The sequence below is a fragment of the Pseudoduganella sp. GW821-FHT11H04 genome (assembly GCF_058807935.1).
In genome coordinates this window covers 485,474-501,977 of the sequence record NZ_JBXARE010000003.1, presented here as the reverse complement: position 1 = coordinate 501,977, position 16,504 = coordinate 485,474, and the positions used below count along the sequence as shown (strand labels likewise).

The following is a 16,504-nucleotide window of genomic DNA, read 5'->3' as shown; positions in this document are numbered from 1 at the left end:
ATGGCGCGGGGGGCGAAGAGTTGCTACTTATTCAAACTGCTTTTGCAAGTTACGTGCTTCTTCGGTTTGAGCGAAGCGGGTATCGGTCATGGCTTCCTGCAATTCCTTGCGGGCGCCGGCTTTGTCGCCTTTTTTCCAGAGCGCGGCCGCATAGTGGCCGCGGATCTCGCTGGCTTTGGGCGCCAGATCGCTGGCCTTCTTCAGCATGGGCACCGCACGGTCGAGCTGGTTTTGCTCAGCCAAAATCCAGCCCAAGGTGTCCATGACGGTCGGGTTTTCGCCCGCCAGCTGGCTGGCTTTTTCCGCCGTCGGCAGGGCGCGCTTGTCCTTTTCCTGCTGGTAGGACCAGGCCAGGTTGTTGAGTGCAGCCACATTATCCGGCGCCTTGCCGATCACGGCTTCCAGTTGGCCAATGGCCTGCTTGTACTGTTTGGCCGCGATGCTGAGCTCGGCCGAGTACATCATGCCCAACGGTTCGTCCGGGTGGGCCTTGCGCCAAGAAGCGACCTGGGCATCAGCCTCGGCCGCACGATTGGACCCGCGCAGCGCGCTCGCCAGTTTCATCAAGAGTTCCGGGCGCGCCTGCAGGGCAAAGGCTTGCTGGTAGGGCGTCACGGCTTGGGCCGGCTTGCCGAGCTTCATCTGCAGCTCGCCTTCCATCACGAAGCCGGCGGCTTGCTTAGGCTGCGATTTCTGCAGGCCGCGCGCGACGGCCAAGGCATCGTCAGGCTTGTTTTGCAGCAGGGCCAGGTCGGCTTGCATTAGGTAGGCCGGGATAAAGTCGGGAGCCAGGCCCAGCGCTTTCTTGACGCTGGCCTGGGCGCCAGACAAGTCCTGCTTTTGCACCTGGACACCGGCCAGGAACAGCTGCGGTTGTGGCGCTTTCGGCATCGCGCCAGCCAGCTTGCTGAAGGTTTCATAAGCGCCAGGCAAGTCGCCCGACATTTGCTGGGCGCGGCCCATCAATTCCAGCACGATCGGCACGGAAGCATGGGTCACCAGCACCTTGCGCAAATGCTCGACCGCCTTGTTCGGCTGGCGCGATTGGATGTAATAGCCGGCCAGGCGCACGGACGGCGCCAGCGCTTCCGGATCGACGGCAGCCGCCTTTTCCAGCCATTGCGCCGCTTCTTCACGCTTCTTGGCGCCGTCGGCCAGTTGGGCCATGGCAGTCATTGCCCCCACATTGCCCTTGTCGCGCTCCAGCAGCTTCAGCATATGGGCGCGCGCCGCTTCCGGCTTTTTCTCCACCAGTTCCAGCTGGGCCAGGGCGACCACGGTAGGGTAGCTGGTCGGCGCCAGTTCAACCGCCTTGGTGAAGGCGGCGCGGGCGCCCGCCGGGTCCTGCTTGGCCAGCAGCACCTGGCCCTTCAGGATGTGCAGCTCAGGCTCCTTGCCATGCTTGGCATCCTGCTTGGCCAGCACCGCCAGCGCCTGGTCGAAATCGCGCATGCCCAGGCGGGTACGCGCTAACGCCATCGCGGCCGGCAGCGAATCCGGCTCCAGCTCCAGCGCTTTGTTCAGCATGGCCAGGCCCTTGTCCTGTTCGCCCAGCGCGATGCGGGCGCCGCCCAAGGCGATATAAGCCGGGCTGCGATCAGGGTTGAGGGCGATGGATTGCTCCAGCAATGCGGCGGCCTTGGCCGGCTGGCGCGTCATCATATTGGCCTGGGCCGCCAGTTCCAGCATGCTGCCGTCGCTGACTTTGTCCTTCAGCACCGGCTCCAGCACTTTCAGCGCTTCGGCCGGCTGGTTTTCACGCAGCAGCGTGGCGGCCAGGATCTTGCGCGCATAAGGATTGCCCGGCATCGCATCGAGGTAGGTGCGCAGCTTGGCTTCGCCGGCGTGCAGGTTGCCAAGGTGGAAGTCAACCGAAGCGGAGAGCAGCATGCTCGGCAGGTGGCTTGGCGCGCCCTTAGCGATGGCTTGCAGGCCGTCGCGCGCCGCCTTGTAATTGCCCTTCGTATAGTCGATCAGGGCCTGGGTGTACAAAGTCGGCAGGCTGCGCGGCGCCGATTTCTTGGCCATGTTCACGGCCGCCTGCGCCGAGTCGAGCTTGCCGGCCACGATATCGAGGTAAGCCTTTTCCAGATTGGCGTTGCTATTGGTTGGATCCAGCTTGAGCACTTCGGCGTAGGCGGCGCGCGCCTCTTCCGGTTTTTGCTGGGCGCGCAGCAGCTCGCCCTTGAAGGTCAGCGCATTGATGTTGGCGGCATCCTTGGAGACGGCCTGGTCGGCCAGCGCGCGCGCGCCCTCCATATCGTTGCCGATGGCGGCCAGGCGCGCCATGCCGGTCAGCGCGTCGGCGCTGTTTGGCTGGGCGTCGAGGGCGCCCTGGAATTCCTTCTTCGCGTCATCCAGCTTGCGCAGGCCGATCAGGGCGTCGCCGCGCAGCGCCAGCAGGGCCGGGGTGCGCTGGAATTTTTCAGTCTCGTCCAGCATTTTCTGGAAGTCGCCCAGGCGCAGCAGGGCTTCCGCCAGCAACTGTTCACTTTCCTGCGGCTTGTATTTCAAGTCGACCGCGCGGCGCGCCTCTTTTTCAGCCGACAAAGGATCGTTCCCGGCCAGCGACAGCTTGGCCAGCTCGAAGCGCGCCTCACCGTTGTTCGGGTCCTTGGCCAGTACATTCTTCAGCTGGATCTGGGCGGCCTTCTTGTCGCCTTTCACCAGTTGCTGCTTGGCGTCGGCCAACAGGCTTTCCGGGGTGTCCGATTTGCAGCCTGCCAGCATTGCGCTGGCGGCCAGGGTGGCGGCGACAGCCAGCCGGGTTACGCGATATGCCATATTGTCCCTCTAGTTTTTGGTAAGTCGTTGTTATACGTTGCGGTGCGCGCGGAACCATTGTTCCAGCATCATCAGCACCCACACCATGGTGCCGTGGTAGCCGGCATGCTCTTTCAGGTGGGTGCCGACCAGCTGCTCAATGAATTCACCGCGCACGACTTTGCGTGCCTTCAGGTCGCTCAAGCTGTCGGCCGCGAGCTGCTGCAGCTGCGCGTGTTCCTGCAGCCAAACCCCGAATGGCAGGCCGAACCCGTGCTTCTGCTTGGTGATGATGGCATCGGGCAGGAAGCCGCGCAATGCCTCTTTGAAGAACCAGCGTAATTGCGTGCCGTTCAGCTTTTGCTGCGGCGTCAGGCCGGCCGAGAATTGCACGACCTTGTCGTTCAGGAAGGGGAAAGCCACTTCGACGCCGGCCAGTTCGCATGCCTTCATCACTTTCGGCAAGTCGTTGTCGGCCAGGGTCACCTGCAGGTCCAGCGCCAGCATGCGGTTGATCAGGGAACGCGCTTCGCTGCGGCCGTAGTTGCGCTCCAGCGTGGCAATCGGGTTGCCGATGTCGGCCGCGGCCAGGAATTCGTCGGTGAACACTTGCTGCGCGCCGTAGCGGCCCAGCAGGTTATAGGTTTCCAGGCGCGCCGGCATGCCGACCGAGGCTTGCTCGATATAGCTGCGTGCTTTGCGCAGAAGACGCACGCTTTCGCCGCCTGGGAAGTTGAAGACGGCTGGTTCCAGCAGCGCCTTGCGCACCAGGCGCGGCACGCGCTCGTACAGTTCGAACACATGCTGCTTGGCGTAGCGCTCATTGCCGCCGAAAAGTTCGTCGCCGCCGTCGCCGCCGAACATGCGCTGCACGCCGTCGGCTTGCGCCATGCGCGCGCAGTAGAAGGCCGGCACCGCCGAAGCATTGCCGAATGGCTGGTCGAACACGGCCGCCACCTGCGGGATGGCATTGGCGACGTCTTCCGGCGTCACATAATATTCATGGTGCCTGGTGCCGAAATGACGCGAAGCGGTGCGCGCGTATTCCATTTCGTCGTAGCCCTGGGCTTCGAAACCGATCGAGTAGGTGTCGGCCGCGACGCCGCCAACCTGGGTCAGCATGCCGGCGATGGTCGAGCTATCGGTGCCGCCGGAAAGGAAGGCGCCGACCTTGCGGTCACCGGCTGCTTCCTTCACGCTGTGGCGCAGTACGGACAGGAATTCTTCCTTCAGTTCGCCGAAGGAGCGTTTGCCGTCTTCTTCGAACTGCATGCGCCAGTAGGCTTGTTCTTCGACGCGGCCCTGGCGGTAATGCAGGTAATGGCCGGGCAGCAGGCGCTGCTGGCCCTGGTACACGGTGGCCGGCGACGGCACCATGTGGAAGTAGACGTAGTTGTACAAGCCCTGGTGGTCGAGCACGCCAGGCGTGAGCGGGTGGCGCACCATGGCATCGGCCGAACTGGCGAAGACCAGGGTCTCGCCGGCCAGTTGCCAGGTCAAAGGCTGCACGCCCATGCGGTCGGTGGCCAGCAGGGCTTCGCCGCTGCGTTCATCGATGATGGCTAGCGTAAAGCAGCCGTGGATCTGGGAGCAGGTGCGCTGCGGGCCTTGCTGCCACAGCGTCGCGACGGTGGCGGCCACGCCTTGCGCCGCAGCTTGGGCGGCCAGCGCCGGATCGTCCAGGCGCGGCTGGCCCCACAGGGCGACCAGCAAGCCGTCACGTTGGAAAATGTCAGCGCTGCCGGCCTGGGCGGCAACGGCCAAGCCGCTGCGCTGGCCGGAACGCGCATGCAGCTGGCCCTGGTCGAAACGGGACAGCGGCGCCGCCATCGTCTCCAGCAATTCCGGCGCGCCGGCAAACCCAATCCATCCACAGATACCGCTCATACGCTTCCCTTTTTACACGAAGACTTCGACTGCGGCCGGGTGGCTGAGGAAAGCCGCCGGGCTGGCCGTGGCGCCATATGCGCCCGATTGCAATACCACCACCAGGTCGCCCGCCTGCGCCTGGCCCAGCTCCATCTGGTCGGCCAGCAGGTCGAGCGGGGTGCAAAGCGGGCCGACCACCGAGGCCATCTCGCGCGGGCCGCCGGCCACTTTGGTACCGACCACCACAGGATAATTCTTGCGGATCACCTGGCCGAAATTGCCGGAGGCGGACAGGTGGTGGTGCAGGCCGCCATCGGTGACCAGGAAGACCTGGCCACGCGATTCCTTGCGGTCGACCACGCGGCAGACGTAGGCGCCGGCCTCGCCCACCAGGTAACGGCCCAGCTCGATCACCACTTCTGCGCCCTGCAGGCGCGGCCGCACGTCATCCATGATGCGCGCCAGGTTCTCGCCCACGGCCGCCAGGTCCAGCCGTTCCTCGCCCGGGAAATAAGGGATGCCGAAACCGCCGCCGATATTCAAGATGCGCGGCGCGCGCGGCGCCGCTTCCGCCAGGCGCAGGGCCAGGGCGAAGGTTTTTTCATGCGCGTCCTGCAGCGCAGCGGCCTTCAGGTTCTGCGAGCCGCTGAAGATGTGGAAGCCGTGGAAATCCAGGCCTAGCTCGCCAATCCGCGCCAGCATGGCGGGCACGCGCTCGGCATCGACGCCGAATTGTTTCGGGCCGCCGCCCATTTTCATGCCGGAGGACTTCAGCTCGAAGTCCGGGTTCACGCGCACATTCACTTTCGGCACAATGTCCAGGCGCCGGCCGATCACGGCGGCGCGCTCCATCTCGCCTTCCGATTCCAGGTTCAGCACAATGCCGGCGGCGATCGCGCAGGACAGTTCGGCTTCGCCCTTGCCCGGGCCGGCGAAGCTGATATTAGACGGGTCCATCACGGTATCAAGCGCCACGCGCAGTTCGCCGCCGGAAGCGACGTCGATGCCATCGACCAGGGTCGCCATGTGCTGCACCACGGCCGGCATCGGATTCGCCTTCATGGCGTAGTGCAGGTGCACGTCCTCCGGCAGCGCGGCGCGCAGCTCGGCCACGCGCTGCGTCATGGCGGCGCGCGAGTAGACGTAGAACGGGGTCTGGCCGACACGGGCCGCCAGGCGCGGCAGCGGGATGCCGCCGATCAGCAGGCAGTCGTCTTCAACGGCAAATTGCAGCAGCGGGGCGTGCTGCGGGCGAGGGCGCGGTGCATCCATGCTCATGCACCCTCCGCGAAGATATTCTCGTACTGGGTCGACAGCGCTTTGCGGTCGATCTTGCCGTTCGGGTTGCGCGGCAAAGGCGTGGCCGACACGATCACTTTTTGCGGCAGCATATAGGCCGGCAGGTGCGGCTTGACAGCCGCCAGCAGTTCGGCGTCAGTCAAGCTTTCGCCTGCGCGCGGGAAAGCCAGCAGCACGATGGCCTGGCCCAGGGTCGGATGCTTGACGCCCAGCGCTGCGGCCTCGCCCACCTTGTCGCGCGCGTACACGACTTCTTCCACTTCGGTCGGGCTGACGCGGTAGCCCGAAGTCTTGATCATTTCATCGTTGCGGCTGATGAAGTAAAGGAAGCCTTCCTCATCGCGGCGCACGATATCGCCCGACCACACGGCCATTTCCACCAGCGGCAAGCCGTATTGCGGCGAAGCGTACTGCTTGAAGCGCTCGGCGGTCTTTGCCTTGTCGTTCCAGTAGCCCAGCGACACCAGTGCGCCGCGGTGCACCAGTTCGCCCGGTTCGTTCGGCGCGCATTCGCTGCCGTCAGGACGCAGCACCATCACCTCCGCGTTCGGGATGGCCTTGCCCATGGAGTCGGGACGGCGCTCCAGTTCGGACGGCGGCAGGTAGGTGGAGCGGAAAGCCTCGGTCAGGCCATACATCAGGAACGGCTTGGCATACGGCAGGGCCGCGCGCAGCGCATCGAGCGTGGCGCGCTGCATGGCGCCGCCGGAATTGGTCAGGTAGCGCAAGGTGCAGTCGGCCGGCCAGGCCAAAGGCGCCAGCTGGATCCACAGCGGCGGTACTGCCGCCAGGCCGGTGATTTTTTCCGCCACCACGGCTTTCAGCACGTCGTTGGCGAACAGGTGGTTGATCAGGACGGCAGTGGCGCCGACGCGGAAGGCGGTGGTCAGCTGCGACAGGCCATAGTCGAAGGACAGCGGCAGCACGGCCAGCAGGCGGTCGGCCGGCGTATTTTCCAGGTAAGTCGACACGCTGACGGCGCCCGCCACCATATTCCGGTGCGACAGCACCACGCCTTTCGGGCGGCCGGTGCTGCCGGAGGTGTAGAGGATGGCGGCCATATCGGTGTCGATGCAGCGGTGCGCAGCGGCCGGCGGCGCATCCTGCATGGCGGCGGCCCAGGGCAGCACGTGCAGGTGCGGGAAGCTTGGCAACTCGTCGGCGCGGCCGGTCACGATCACGGTGTGCAGGTCGGGGCAGGACCGCAGGGTGTCGGCCAGCAGGCGCAGGCGGTCGCTTGACGTGACCAGCACGCGCACATTGCAGTCCGACAGGATATAGCCGACCTGCTCCGGCTTGAGCAAGGGATTGACCGGCACGAACACACCGCCGGCGGCTGCGGCGCCGAACATGGCGGCCACGTTCTCGATATTCTTTTCCAGGTAGACCGCGACCCGTTCGCTGCGCTGCAGTCCGCGCGCCAGCAAGCCATGGGCGGCGCCCTGGACGGCGGCGGCCAGGGACGCATAATCGAGGCGGCGCTCGCCGTAGACCAGTGCTTCGGCTTGCGGCGTGCGCTGGGCCGAGGCAAAGATGAATTGATGAATCAGATCGCTCATGTTACTTAGTTAATAAGGATTGCATTAATTATATTGCAAAACAACAGTATGGCTGAGCTAACACGGCCCTTCCAGAGCATCTTGCAGGATTGTTGCAACAATCCGCGCACAAGCCACAGTATTGCATTTAATATACGGTTATCTGTGCAAAATCAATCTGCGTTGTGAAAAACCCTGCTAGCTTCCCATCCCCGGCCAAGCCACCTATTGCCCTGGTTGTCGGCCTGTGCAGCCATGGCTTGTCCGTGGTGCGCGGCCTGCGCGACGCGGGGGTGTCCGTGTACGCCCTGGAAAAGGAAGCCGGCCTGCCGGGCGTACGCAGCAACGCCATCGTACAGACTTTCCTGTGCAGCGAAGCGGAAATGGCCGACCTGGTCGTGACCCTGAGCGCGCTGCGCGCCAAATTGCCGCAGGACCGGCAGGTGGTGCTCTTCCCCACCAATGATACCCATGTACGCATGATGGGCGAAGGCGTGGAACAATTGCGCGCCGATTACCTGTTGAGCTGGGCCGATTGCGCGCCGCACGTGCTGCGCCTGCAACGCAAGAATGAACTGGAGCTGGCAGCGCGCGAGCAGGGCCTGAACTACCCGCGCTCGGCCACCTTGCGCAGCGTGGCCGAGGCTGAAGATGCCGTGGCCGGCTTCCGCTACCCGGTGATCCTGAAGCCGGCGCGCCCCATGTCGTCGTTCAAGACGGCGCTGGCGCAGGACCTTGCTGAACTGCAAGCCCGTTTGCAGCAATACCAGGGCGACCTGCCCATCCTGGCCCAGGAATATATTGCCGGCGGCGACGAGAGCCTGTACTTCGGCGCCCTGGTCATGGACCGCGGTGAAGTGGTGCAGGAAATGGTAGGCCGCAAGATTGCCTCCTTCCCGCCCGCGCGCGGCCAGACCACGGTCGCCGAGACGGTCGACGAACCGCAAGTGCTGGCCCTGACCCGCCAATTCTTCGCCGGCCTGAACATGTCCGGCCCGGTCTCGCTCGAACTCAAGCGCGCGCCCGATGGCAGCTTCTGGGTCATCGAGCCCACCGTCGGCCGGACCGACTTCTGGCTTGAGTTGTGCGTGGCGGCCGGTTTCAACCAGGTCTACCAGGAATTCCAGCTGGCGCTCGGTCAAAAGGCACAGCCAACCGCGCTGCGCGGCCCGGTCACTTGGTTCGATGCCGAACGCGACATCCTGGCGTATTGGAAGGCGGTCCTGGCCCAGGGCACCCTGCGCCCCTATGGCGGCAAGCGCCCAATGTTCACTTATTGGCGCCGCGGCGACCAGCGCCCCTTCCTGCGCGCCTGCGCCGCCAGCCTGGCCTTCCACACCACGTCGCGCCTGGCACGCATGGGCGCGAGCCTGCGCCGCCGCCCCGGCAATTTGCGCGTGCGCGAACTGCCGATGGAACAGCCGCTGCCGCCCGAACTGGCGGCCTGGCTCAAAGCCCACCAGCCTGATCCCCTATTCTGCACACCCGAATGGTATGACGCGCTGGTGCGCTTCGAGCGCGAGACCCATCCGGAAGCGCCGGGCCGCCGCTTCAGCTGGCTCTTCGTCTGGCGTGGCGAGCAACTGTGCCTGGCCGCGCCGCTCGAGCGCCAGCCAGGCCTGCTGCGCAGCATGGAAGTGCGGCTGCTGAGCAATTTCTATTCACCGTTTGTCGACCTGTTCGTCGACCGCCAGCTACTGCCGCAGGCCGAAAGCTGGGATGTGCTGCTGCGCGCGCTGGACCAACTCGACAAGGGCTGGCTCAAGCTGAGCGCCTCCCCTGTCAGCACCCAGCAGGCCGAGCACGCCGGCAGCGGCGCCACGCAGGCCGGCCACACCACGGTGCGGGTACCGCTGTCGGCCAATTTCTCGGCCCATGCGACGGATCGCGCCAGCTACTGGGCCAAGCGGCCGTCCCAGCTGCTCAATACCCTCAAGCGCAAGGGCAAGGCACTGACGCGCAGCGACCATCGTTTCGAGGTCGTGACGACGCCCAGCCCGGAACAGGTGGAGGATTATTGGTCGACCTACAGCCACAGCTGGAAGGAACGCGAACCTTCGCGCTCCTTCATCGACTGGCTGATGCGCTGGAGCGCCGAGCGCGGCCACCTGCGCCTGGGCCTGCTGTACCTCGACGGCAAGGTCGTTGCCAGCCAGCTGTGGCTGGTGAACGGCGGTGTGGCCCACATCTTCAAGCTGGCGCAAGACCGCCAGGCCGACAAGTTTTCGCCCGGCAGCCTGCTGACCGAGCACCTGATCGACCACGTCTTCCAGCACGACCAGGTCGAACGCATCGATTTCATGCTGGGCCACGATGCCTACAAGGGTTTGTGGATGGAACAGAAACGCCCCTACTACACGCTGGAAGTGCTGAACCAGGACCACCTGTTGGCGCCGGCCCTGCGCCTTTACCTGTCGGCGCGCGCCCTGTTGCGCCAGCGGCGTGGCGAACAAGCGGAAGTACTGGCGCCCACCGTTCCATAATCGACAACAGTGATGCATAATATGCAATCTTGCTGGGCGGCGGGCAGCGGCCGCTGGTGTACCATGTCATTTTTATTAGCTGCCACGGAGTAATGCATGTACTTGGAAGAAGTTAAGACCATCCTGATCGACGTCCTCGCCCTCGGTCCATCCGGCCGCAGCCTGGATGAGCACTCTGCTCTGCTGGGCAGCCTGCCGGAACTCGATTCGATGGCGGTAGTGCAGCTCATCGGCGCGCTGGAAGAACAATTCGGCTTCACCATCGAAGACGATGAAATCGACGCCGCCACCTTTGCCACCCTGGGCAGCCTGGCTGCCTTCGTCAAGCATAAGCTCACCGCATGATGGAAGCGCCGGCGCAGCCACTATTCCTGGGCCAGGGCGATGCCGCCCGCTTCGGGATGTACCATGCGCCGGCCGCTGAGCAACCCTGCCGCGGCGCCTTCCTCTACCTGGCGCCGTTCGGCGAAGAAATGAACAAGGCGCGCCGCATGGCTGCCCTGCAGGCGGCCGAACTGGCGCGCCTGGGCTATGGCGTGCTGCAGCTGGACCTGCATGGCTGCGGCGATAGCGCCGGCGATTTCGGCGATGCCAGCTGGGACAGCTGGCTGGCGGATGTCGCCACCGGCCTGCAATGGCTATCCGACACCCTGGGGCCGGCGCTGCCGCAAGCACCCGGCCTGTGGGGCTTGCGCCTGGGCGCCCTGCTCGCGCTCGACTATGCGAGCCGCGCCGCTACGCCGCCCGGCAGCCTGCTGCTGTGGCAACCGGTGCTGCAAGGCAGCGCCCACCTGACCCAATTCCTGCGCCTGAAAGTAGCAGCCCAGATGCTGGGCGACGAGAAGGCCGAAGGCGGTACCGCCAGCTTGCGGGCGACCCTGGCGCGCGGCGAACCGCTGGAAATTGCCGGCTACACGCTCTCGCCCGCCCTGGCCCTGGGCTTCGACAGCCTGGATGCGAACCGCCTGGCGCCGGCCTGCCCGGTGCAATGGTGCGAAGTGGTGCCCGAGGCTGGCCGTGCTTTGCCGCCAGCCGCCGCGCGCGTGCTGAAAGCCTGGCAGGATGCCGGCATCGCCGCCGAGGCGCGCACCGCAGCCGGACCGCAATTCTGGGCGACCCAGGAAATCGCCGAGGCGCCTGCCCTGCTGGCGGCCACTTGCGCTGCGCTCAATGAGGCATGCCATGCCTGACGAACGCGCTCTCACGATTCCTTGCCAGGGCGACAGCCTGGTCGGCATCCTCAGCCCGACGAATGGCCCTGCCACGCGCGGCGTGCTGGTGATCGTCGGCGGTCCGCAATACCGCGCCGGCAGCCATCGCCAGTTCACCTTGCTGGCGCGCGAGCTGGCGGCGCGCGGCATTCCAGTGCTGCGCTTCGATGTGCGCGGCATGGGCGACAGCAGCGGCGACGCGCGCACTTTCGAACATGTGGCGGAAGACGTGGCGGCCGCCATCGATGCTTTCCAGGCCGCCGTGCCAGGCTTGCGCGAGGTGGTGTTGTGGGGCCTGTGCGACGCCGCCGCCGCCGCCCTGTTCTACGGCCACCGCGACCCGCGCGTCGCCGGCCTGGTGCTGCTCAATCCCTGGGCCCGCACGGCGGAAGGACTGGCGCGCAGCACGCTGAAACACTATTACTTGCAGCGCCTGCGCGACCCCGAACTGTGGCGCAAGGTGTTCAGCGGACGCTTCGCGCTTGGCGCATCGCTGCGCTCGCTGTTCGGCCTGGTAGACGCTGCGCGCAAAGGCTCGGCGGCCCCGGATGCTGCGGCTCAGCCCGCGCTGCCGCCGCCGCTCCTCTGCCCGCGCGACGGCAGCGCACCTCCCCTCAGTCACGACTTGCCGGCGCGCTTACTGGAAGCCATGCAGCGCTTCCGCGGCCGTGTCCTGTTCATTTTCAGTGGCGCCGACTTGACGGCGCAGGAGTTCATCGACATGACCAAGGCTTCGCGCCGCTGGCAGCAGTTGCTGGCGGCACCCACCGTGCAGCAGCAAACGCTGGCGACCGCCGACCATACCTTCTCCACCCGCGCCTGGCGCGACCAGGTGGCCGACTGGACCGCGACATGGGTGCAAGCATGGTAAAGCGTGTGCTGATGGTGGCCTTCCACTTCCCGCCGCTGCGCGGCAGCAGCGGCATCCAGCGCACGCTCAAGTTCGCGCAATACCTGCCGCCGCTGGGCTGGCAGCCGCTGGTGCTGTCGGCCCATCCGCGCGCCTACGCCAACCAGGGTCCCGACCAGTTGGCGGAAATCCCAGCGGAAGCCGTGGTCAAACGCGCCTTCGCCCTCGATTCGGCTCGCCACCTGGCCTGGCGCGGCCGCTACCTGAGTTTTACCGCCTGGCCCGACCGCTTTGTCGGCTGGGTGCTGGGCGCCGTGCCGGCCGGACTGTCGCTGGTACGCAAGTACCGCCCGCAAGTGATCTGGGCCACGCACCCTGTGGCCAGCGCCATCCTGATCGGCTTGCTGCTCCACAAACTGACACGCCTGCCGCTGGTGGTCGATTTGCGCGACCCCATGACCGACACCAACTACCCACGCGATCCGCGCGTGCGCTCGATCTGGTGCTGGATCGAACGCAAGGCGGTGGAAAGTGCTTCCCTGGTGATCTGCAACACGCCGAGCGCCGTGGTGACCTACACCACACGCTACCCGGAACTGCCGCGCAACCGCTTCACCAAGCTTGAAAACGGCTACGACGAGGAGAACTTCCGCAATGCCGCCACGCTGGCGCAAAGCAAGGTGCGCCCGGCCGGACAGCCGTTCACCCTGATCCATAGCGGCATCATCTACCCGTCCGAGCGCGACCCGGTGCCGCTGGTGCGCGCCCTGGCGGAACTGAAGGCGGAAGGCGCGATCGACGCCAGCCAACTGCACATCGTGCTGCGCGCCACGGCGCATGACGACTATGTAGGCGGCCTGCTGGCCGCACACGGGATCGCCGACATGGTCAGCATCGCGCCGCACATCCCCTATCAGGATGCGTTGGCGGAAATGCTGACGGCCGACGGCCTGCTGGTACTGCAAGCGACCAACTGCAACCACCAGATCCCGGCCAAACTGTATGAGTACTTGCGTGCCGGCCGGCCGATCCTGGCCCTGACCGATGCCACCGGCGATACCGCCGCCACCTTGCGCGCCGCCGGTGTCGACACCATTGCGCCACTCGACGACAGCGCCGGCATCAAGCGCGGCCTGCTGCACTTCCTGCAGCTGGCGCGCGCCGGCCAGGCGCCGCTGCCGACACAGGCCGCCGTGGCTGGTGCTTCACGCCAGGCGCGCACGGTCGAACTGGCACGCATGCTCGATAGCGTTTTGCCCCAATCGCAGGCCCTGCCGGCCAAGGCCGGCTCAACGGAGGAAGCATGAATTACCGTTCCCTGGCGCTTGCCGCCATGCTGTGCACGTTTACCCTTCCCGGCAGCGCCAAGACTTATTGCGGCACCCTGACCGGCCGCGAATACGACTACCGGCTTCCGAGCGGTGACATGATCGACATGGTGAACAACCGCCATTTCACCGAAGAAGTCGAGCAAGGCGTCCGCGGCAGCACCGGCACGCTGGGCAACGATTTGGAGTACACCCTGCGCGTATTCCCCAATCATTACCGTGCACTGAATACGATACTGCGCGTGGTGCCGCGCTTCCCGGCCGGCTGGATGCCTGGCTCCAAGCTGGCGAACGAATGCTTCTTCGAGCGCGCCGTGCGCGTTTTCCCCGACGACAGCACCGCCTGGCTGATGTACGCGCGCTATAAATTCATGACGGGCAAGGATGGCGACGCACTGAGCATGCTGAATAAGGCCGTCGAACTGTCGCCGGACGATCCGACCATCAATTACAACCTTGGCCTGCTGCTGGCCAAGCAAAAGAAATACGACGAAGCCCTGCCCCATGCCCAGAAAGCCTATGCTGCGAATTTCCCGCTGCCGGGCCTGAAGCAGAACCTGATCAAGGCTGGCAAGTGGGTCGAACCGCCGCCCGCGCCGCCGGCCGAAGACAAGGCTGACAAGGCCGCCAAGCCGGAACAGAACGACAAGACCGCGCAAGCAGCGCCAAACCAGCAACCGGCAGCTTCAATCCCGCCCGTCAAGCCATGATGCGCCTGCTGTGGCGACGCGGCGCCGCGCTCGCCGCCTTTGGCCTGCTGCTGGCGGCGGCCAGCGTGTATCCGGCGCCCAAGCTGCTGCTGGCTGTGCTGCTGGGCGGCTATATGGCCCTGCTGCTGTGGCGTCCGCAAGCCTGGCTGGTCGCCGTGCCTGCCCTGCTTCCCGTACTCGACTTCGCCCCCTGGAACGGCTGGTTCTTCCTGGAGGAACTGGATCTGCTGCTGCTGGCCACCTGCGCCGCCGGCTACTGGCGCCTGGGCCGCGAACGTGCGCCCACCAAGCTGCCGACCCTGGCCGGCTTTGCGCTGGGCCTGTTCATGCTGTGCTATGTGATTTCCGCCTGGCGCGGCATCACGCCGCTGGCGCCGCTCGACGCCAATTCCTTCGCCAACTACACCAGCCCCTATAACGGCCTGCGTGTGCTGAAAGGCGTGCTGTGGCCGGTGCTGCTGCTGCCGCTGCTGCGCGGCACGGCGGGCGAGAACGGCAGCAACCTGCAGCGCCTATTGGTGCCGGGCATGCTGCTCGGCCTGGCCGCTTGCAGCCTGGCTGTGGTGTGGGAACGCCTGGCCTTCCCCGGCCTGTTCAATTTCTCCAGCGACTACCGTCCAACCGCGCCGTTTTCCGCCATGCATACGGGCGGCGCCGCGCTTGACGCCTACCTGGCGATGACCTTCCCCTTCGTTACGCTGTGGCTGATCAACCATCCGCCACCGCGCCGCCTGGCGCTTGGCTTGCTGGCATTGAGCCTGGGATTGTTCGCCGGCTTGACCACCTTCTCGCGCGACATCTACCTGGCTTACGCTGCGGCCGGCGCCATCATTGCCGTCATTGGATCGGCACAGCACCTGCGCTCTGGCTCACTGTCCGTGCGCAGCATGGCAGCCTCACTGATCCTGCTCGTACTGACCTATTGGGTGCTTGGACAAGTGTTCACCTTCGGCGGTTATCGCGGACTGGCTGCCGCACTGGGCCTGCTGGCGACGGCCATGCTACTGTCGGGCGCGGCGCCACGCATGCCCAAGCCGATGGCGGCCGGCGCACTGGCGCTGCTGCTTCTGTTGCTTGTCGCCGGCATCGGTATGCTGGGCTCAAGCGGCGCCAATGCCAAGGGAGCCTATGTCGCTTATGGCCTGGCCCTGCTGTGCGCGGCCGGCGGTGCGGCAATGCTGGCGGTCGCCCCTGTGGCGCAGCGTCCGTGGGGCGTGCTGTTGCTGGCAGCGGCCTTGCCGGCGCAGGCGCTGGCAGCGGCGCTGGTGGCGCGCCATTACGGCGGCAACGACGCCCTGCCCGGCATCGCGATTGCCGTGGTGCTGGCGCTCGCGATGGGCGCCTGCCGCCTGCTGCCCCAGCCGCCGTGGAAGCTTGATCGCGGCACGCTGACCGTGAGTTTTTTCAGCGCCATCGTTTTTGCCGCCCTGATCCCGATTACCTCCAGCTATTACACCGGCAGCCGCTTCTCCACCGTGGGCAGCGACCTCGGCGTGCGCCTGGCGCACTGGAGCGAGGCCCTGCATATGATGGGCGACAATGCTTCGACCAGCCTCTTCGGCGAGGGCCTTGGCGCCTTCCCGCGTACTTATGCCTGGCAAAACACGCACGGCGAAATCCCTGGCACGTTCAGTTATGCCGATGAACCGCGCAACCGCTTCCTGGTGCTGGGTGCAGCGCAGTATGCGATCGGCTACGGCGAAGTGCTGCGCATGCTGCAGCATGTGGACGTGAAAGTCGCCTATCGCTATACGCTCAAGCTCGACATCCGCCGTAAGACGCCCGATGCCTGGCCGGTGGTGATGGTGTGCCAGCGCTGGTTGATCTATCCGGAAGACTGCACGGTCGCCAATTTCGGCAAAGTGCCGGCGGTGACAGCTGACTGGGTCACGCTGGAAGCCCAACTGCCTGTACGCGGCACGCGCAACCGCTGGGGCGCCCCGTTGATCCTGGAGCTGTACAACAACGGGCGCCAGGGGCAGCTGGCGATCGATAACGTCAGCCTGCTTGAAGTCGAAACCGGGCGTGAACTGATCCGCAATGGCAGCTTCAGCAACGCTAACGATTACTGGTTCTTCAGCAGCGACCGCAATCACATGCCCTGGCACGTGAAGAATTTCGCGGTCAACCAGCTGTTCGAGCTGGGCTTGGTGGGCGTGGTTGCGACTGCTTTCCTGCTGCTGGCCATTGGCGGCCGCATGGTTGCGCGCGGCCTGGCCGGCGACAGCTTTGCCGTGGTGAGCCTGGCGGCGCTGACGGGCTGCATGATGGTAGGCCTGTTCGACTCCATCACCGACGTGCCGCGCCTGTCGATCGTCTTCCTCCTGATCGCCCTCGCCGGCAGCCTGACGCCCGCCCGCAAACGCATCAAGGTACGCCGCAAGCGGCCCGATGCAGAAGACCAGGATGCCGATGCCCTGGCTACCTGACCCACTAGGGAACGCGTACACTGA

At 65.6% G+C, this 16,504-nt stretch carries 11 protein-coding genes; 7 read left to right on the top strand and 4 right to left on the bottom strand.

Features of this window, described 5'->3' with window-relative positions; genetic code table 11:
• Nucleotides 1-27 precede the first annotated feature (27 nt).
• From prsT to AC1RTP_RS09370, 4 genes are read right to left on the bottom strand one after another with little or no spacing between them, the layout of a single operon-like run.
• Nucleotides 28-2,784 (bottom strand): XrtA/PEP-CTERM system TPR-repeat protein PrsT, encoded by a 2,757-nt coding sequence (prsT, locus tag AC1RTP_RS09385; protein WP_498606809.1) that lies wholly within the window; start codon nt 2,782-2,784, stop codon nt 28-30.
• A gap of 30 nt (nt 2,785-2,814) precedes the next feature.
• The gene (locus AC1RTP_RS09380) at nt 2,815-4,650 is read right to left on the bottom strand and encodes an asparagine synthetase B family protein (protein WP_498606807.1); all 1,836 of its coding nucleotides are present in this window, start codon (nt 4,648-4,650) and stop codon (nt 2,815-2,817) included.
• Between the two features lie 12 nt (nt 4,651-4,662).
• The gene (locus AC1RTP_RS09375; RefSeq protein ID WP_498606805.1) at nt 4,663-5,910 is read right to left on the bottom strand and encodes a pyridoxal-dependent decarboxylase, exosortase A system-associated; all 1,248 of its coding nucleotides are present in this window, start codon (nt 5,908-5,910) and stop codon (nt 4,663-4,665) included.
• Nucleotides 5,907-7,490 carry an acyl-CoA ligase (AMP-forming), exosortase A system-associated gene (locus AC1RTP_RS09370; RefSeq protein ID WP_498606803.1) on the bottom strand — a complete coding sequence of 528 codons (1,584 nt, stop codon included), beginning with the start codon at nt 7,488-7,490 and terminating at the stop codon, nt 5,907-5,909. Before AC1RTP_RS09370 ends, AC1RTP_RS09375 begins: the two co-directional genes overlap by 4 nt.
• 164 nt (nt 7,491-7,654) lie before the next feature.
• On the opposite strand from AC1RTP_RS09370, the gene AC1RTP_RS09365 reads away from it, so the two are divergent.
• The 7 genes from AC1RTP_RS09365 to AC1RTP_RS09335 all read left to right on the top strand — a co-directional run bounded on the left by AC1RTP_RS09365 (nt 7,655) and on the right by AC1RTP_RS09335 (nt 16,480).
• Complete coding sequence (locus AC1RTP_RS09365; protein WP_498606802.1) at nt 7,655-9,952, top strand: GNAT family N-acetyltransferase; 2,298 nt, start codon at nt 7,655-7,657, stop codon at nt 9,950-9,952.
• Nucleotides 9,953-10,048: 96 nt separating this feature from the next.
• Nucleotides 10,049-10,297: an acyl carrier protein gene (locus AC1RTP_RS09360; protein WP_498606800.1), complete on the top strand. Its 249-nt coding sequence runs from the start codon at nt 10,049-10,051 to the stop codon at nt 10,295-10,297.
• Nucleotides 10,294-11,142: a hydrolase 2, exosortase A system-associated gene (locus tag AC1RTP_RS09355; RefSeq protein ID WP_498606798.1), complete on the top strand. Its 849-nt coding sequence runs from the start codon at nt 10,294-10,296 to the stop codon at nt 11,140-11,142. Before AC1RTP_RS09360 ends, AC1RTP_RS09355 begins: the two co-directional genes overlap by 4 nt.
• Nucleotides 11,135-12,034 (top strand): hydrolase 1, exosortase A system-associated, encoded by a 900-nt coding sequence (locus AC1RTP_RS09350; RefSeq protein WP_498606796.1) that lies wholly within the window; start codon nt 11,135-11,137, stop codon nt 12,032-12,034. Before AC1RTP_RS09355 ends, AC1RTP_RS09350 begins: the two co-directional genes overlap by 8 nt.
• Nucleotides 12,016-13,320: a glycosyltransferase gene (locus AC1RTP_RS09345; protein ID WP_498606793.1), complete on the top strand. Its 1,305-nt coding sequence runs from the start codon at nt 12,016-12,018 to the stop codon at nt 13,318-13,320. Before AC1RTP_RS09350 ends, AC1RTP_RS09345 begins: the two co-directional genes overlap by 19 nt.
• Nucleotides 13,317-14,051, top strand: coding sequence for a tetratricopeptide repeat protein (locus tag AC1RTP_RS09340; protein WP_498606791.1), 735 nt, complete (start codon nt 13,317-13,319; stop codon nt 14,049-14,051). The genes AC1RTP_RS09345 and AC1RTP_RS09340 overlap by 4 nt, the downstream gene beginning before the upstream one ends.
• Entirely contained in the window at nt 14,048-16,480 is a 2,433-nt protein-coding gene (locus AC1RTP_RS09335; RefSeq protein WP_498606789.1) for a hypothetical protein, read from the top strand. The genes AC1RTP_RS09340 and AC1RTP_RS09335 overlap by 4 nt, the downstream gene beginning before the upstream one ends.
• Nucleotides 16,481-16,504: the final 24 nt, after the last annotated feature.

Excerpts from the sequence above, each read along its gene's own strand:
- AC1RTP_RS09380 (WP_498606807.1), bottom strand. The coding sequence starts at position 4,650 with ATGAGCGGTATCTGTGGATGGATTGGGTTTGCCGGCGCGCCGGAATTG.
- AC1RTP_RS09335 (WP_498606789.1), top strand. The coding sequence starts at position 14,048 with ATGATGCGCCTGCTGTGGCGACGCGGCGCCGCGCTCGCCGCCTTTGGC.
- AC1RTP_RS09355 (WP_498606798.1), top strand. The coding sequence starts at position 10,294 with ATGATGGAAGCGCCGGCGCAGCCACTATTCCTGGGCCAGGGCGATGCC.
- AC1RTP_RS09370 (WP_498606803.1), bottom strand. The coding sequence starts at position 7,490 with ATGAGCGATCTGATTCATCAATTCATCTTTGCCTCGGCCCAGCGCACG.
- AC1RTP_RS09375 (WP_498606805.1), bottom strand. The coding sequence starts at position 5,910 with ATGAGCATGGATGCACCGCGCCCTCGCCCGCAGCACGCCCCGCTGCTG.
- prsT (WP_498606809.1), bottom strand. The coding sequence starts at position 2,784 with ATGGCATATCGCGTAACCCGGCTGGCTGTCGCCGCCACCCTGGCCGCC.
- AC1RTP_RS09350 (WP_498606796.1), top strand. The coding sequence starts at position 11,135 with ATGCCTGACGAACGCGCTCTCACGATTCCTTGCCAGGGCGACAGCCTG.
- AC1RTP_RS09360 (WP_498606800.1), top strand. The coding sequence starts at position 10,049 with ATGTACTTGGAAGAAGTTAAGACCATCCTGATCGACGTCCTCGCCCTC.
- AC1RTP_RS09345 (WP_498606793.1), top strand. The coding sequence starts at position 12,016 with ATGGGTGCAAGCATGGTAAAGCGTGTGCTGATGGTGGCCTTCCACTTC.
- AC1RTP_RS09340 (WP_498606791.1), top strand. The coding sequence starts at position 13,317 with ATGAATTACCGTTCCCTGGCGCTTGCCGCCATGCTGTGCACGTTTACC.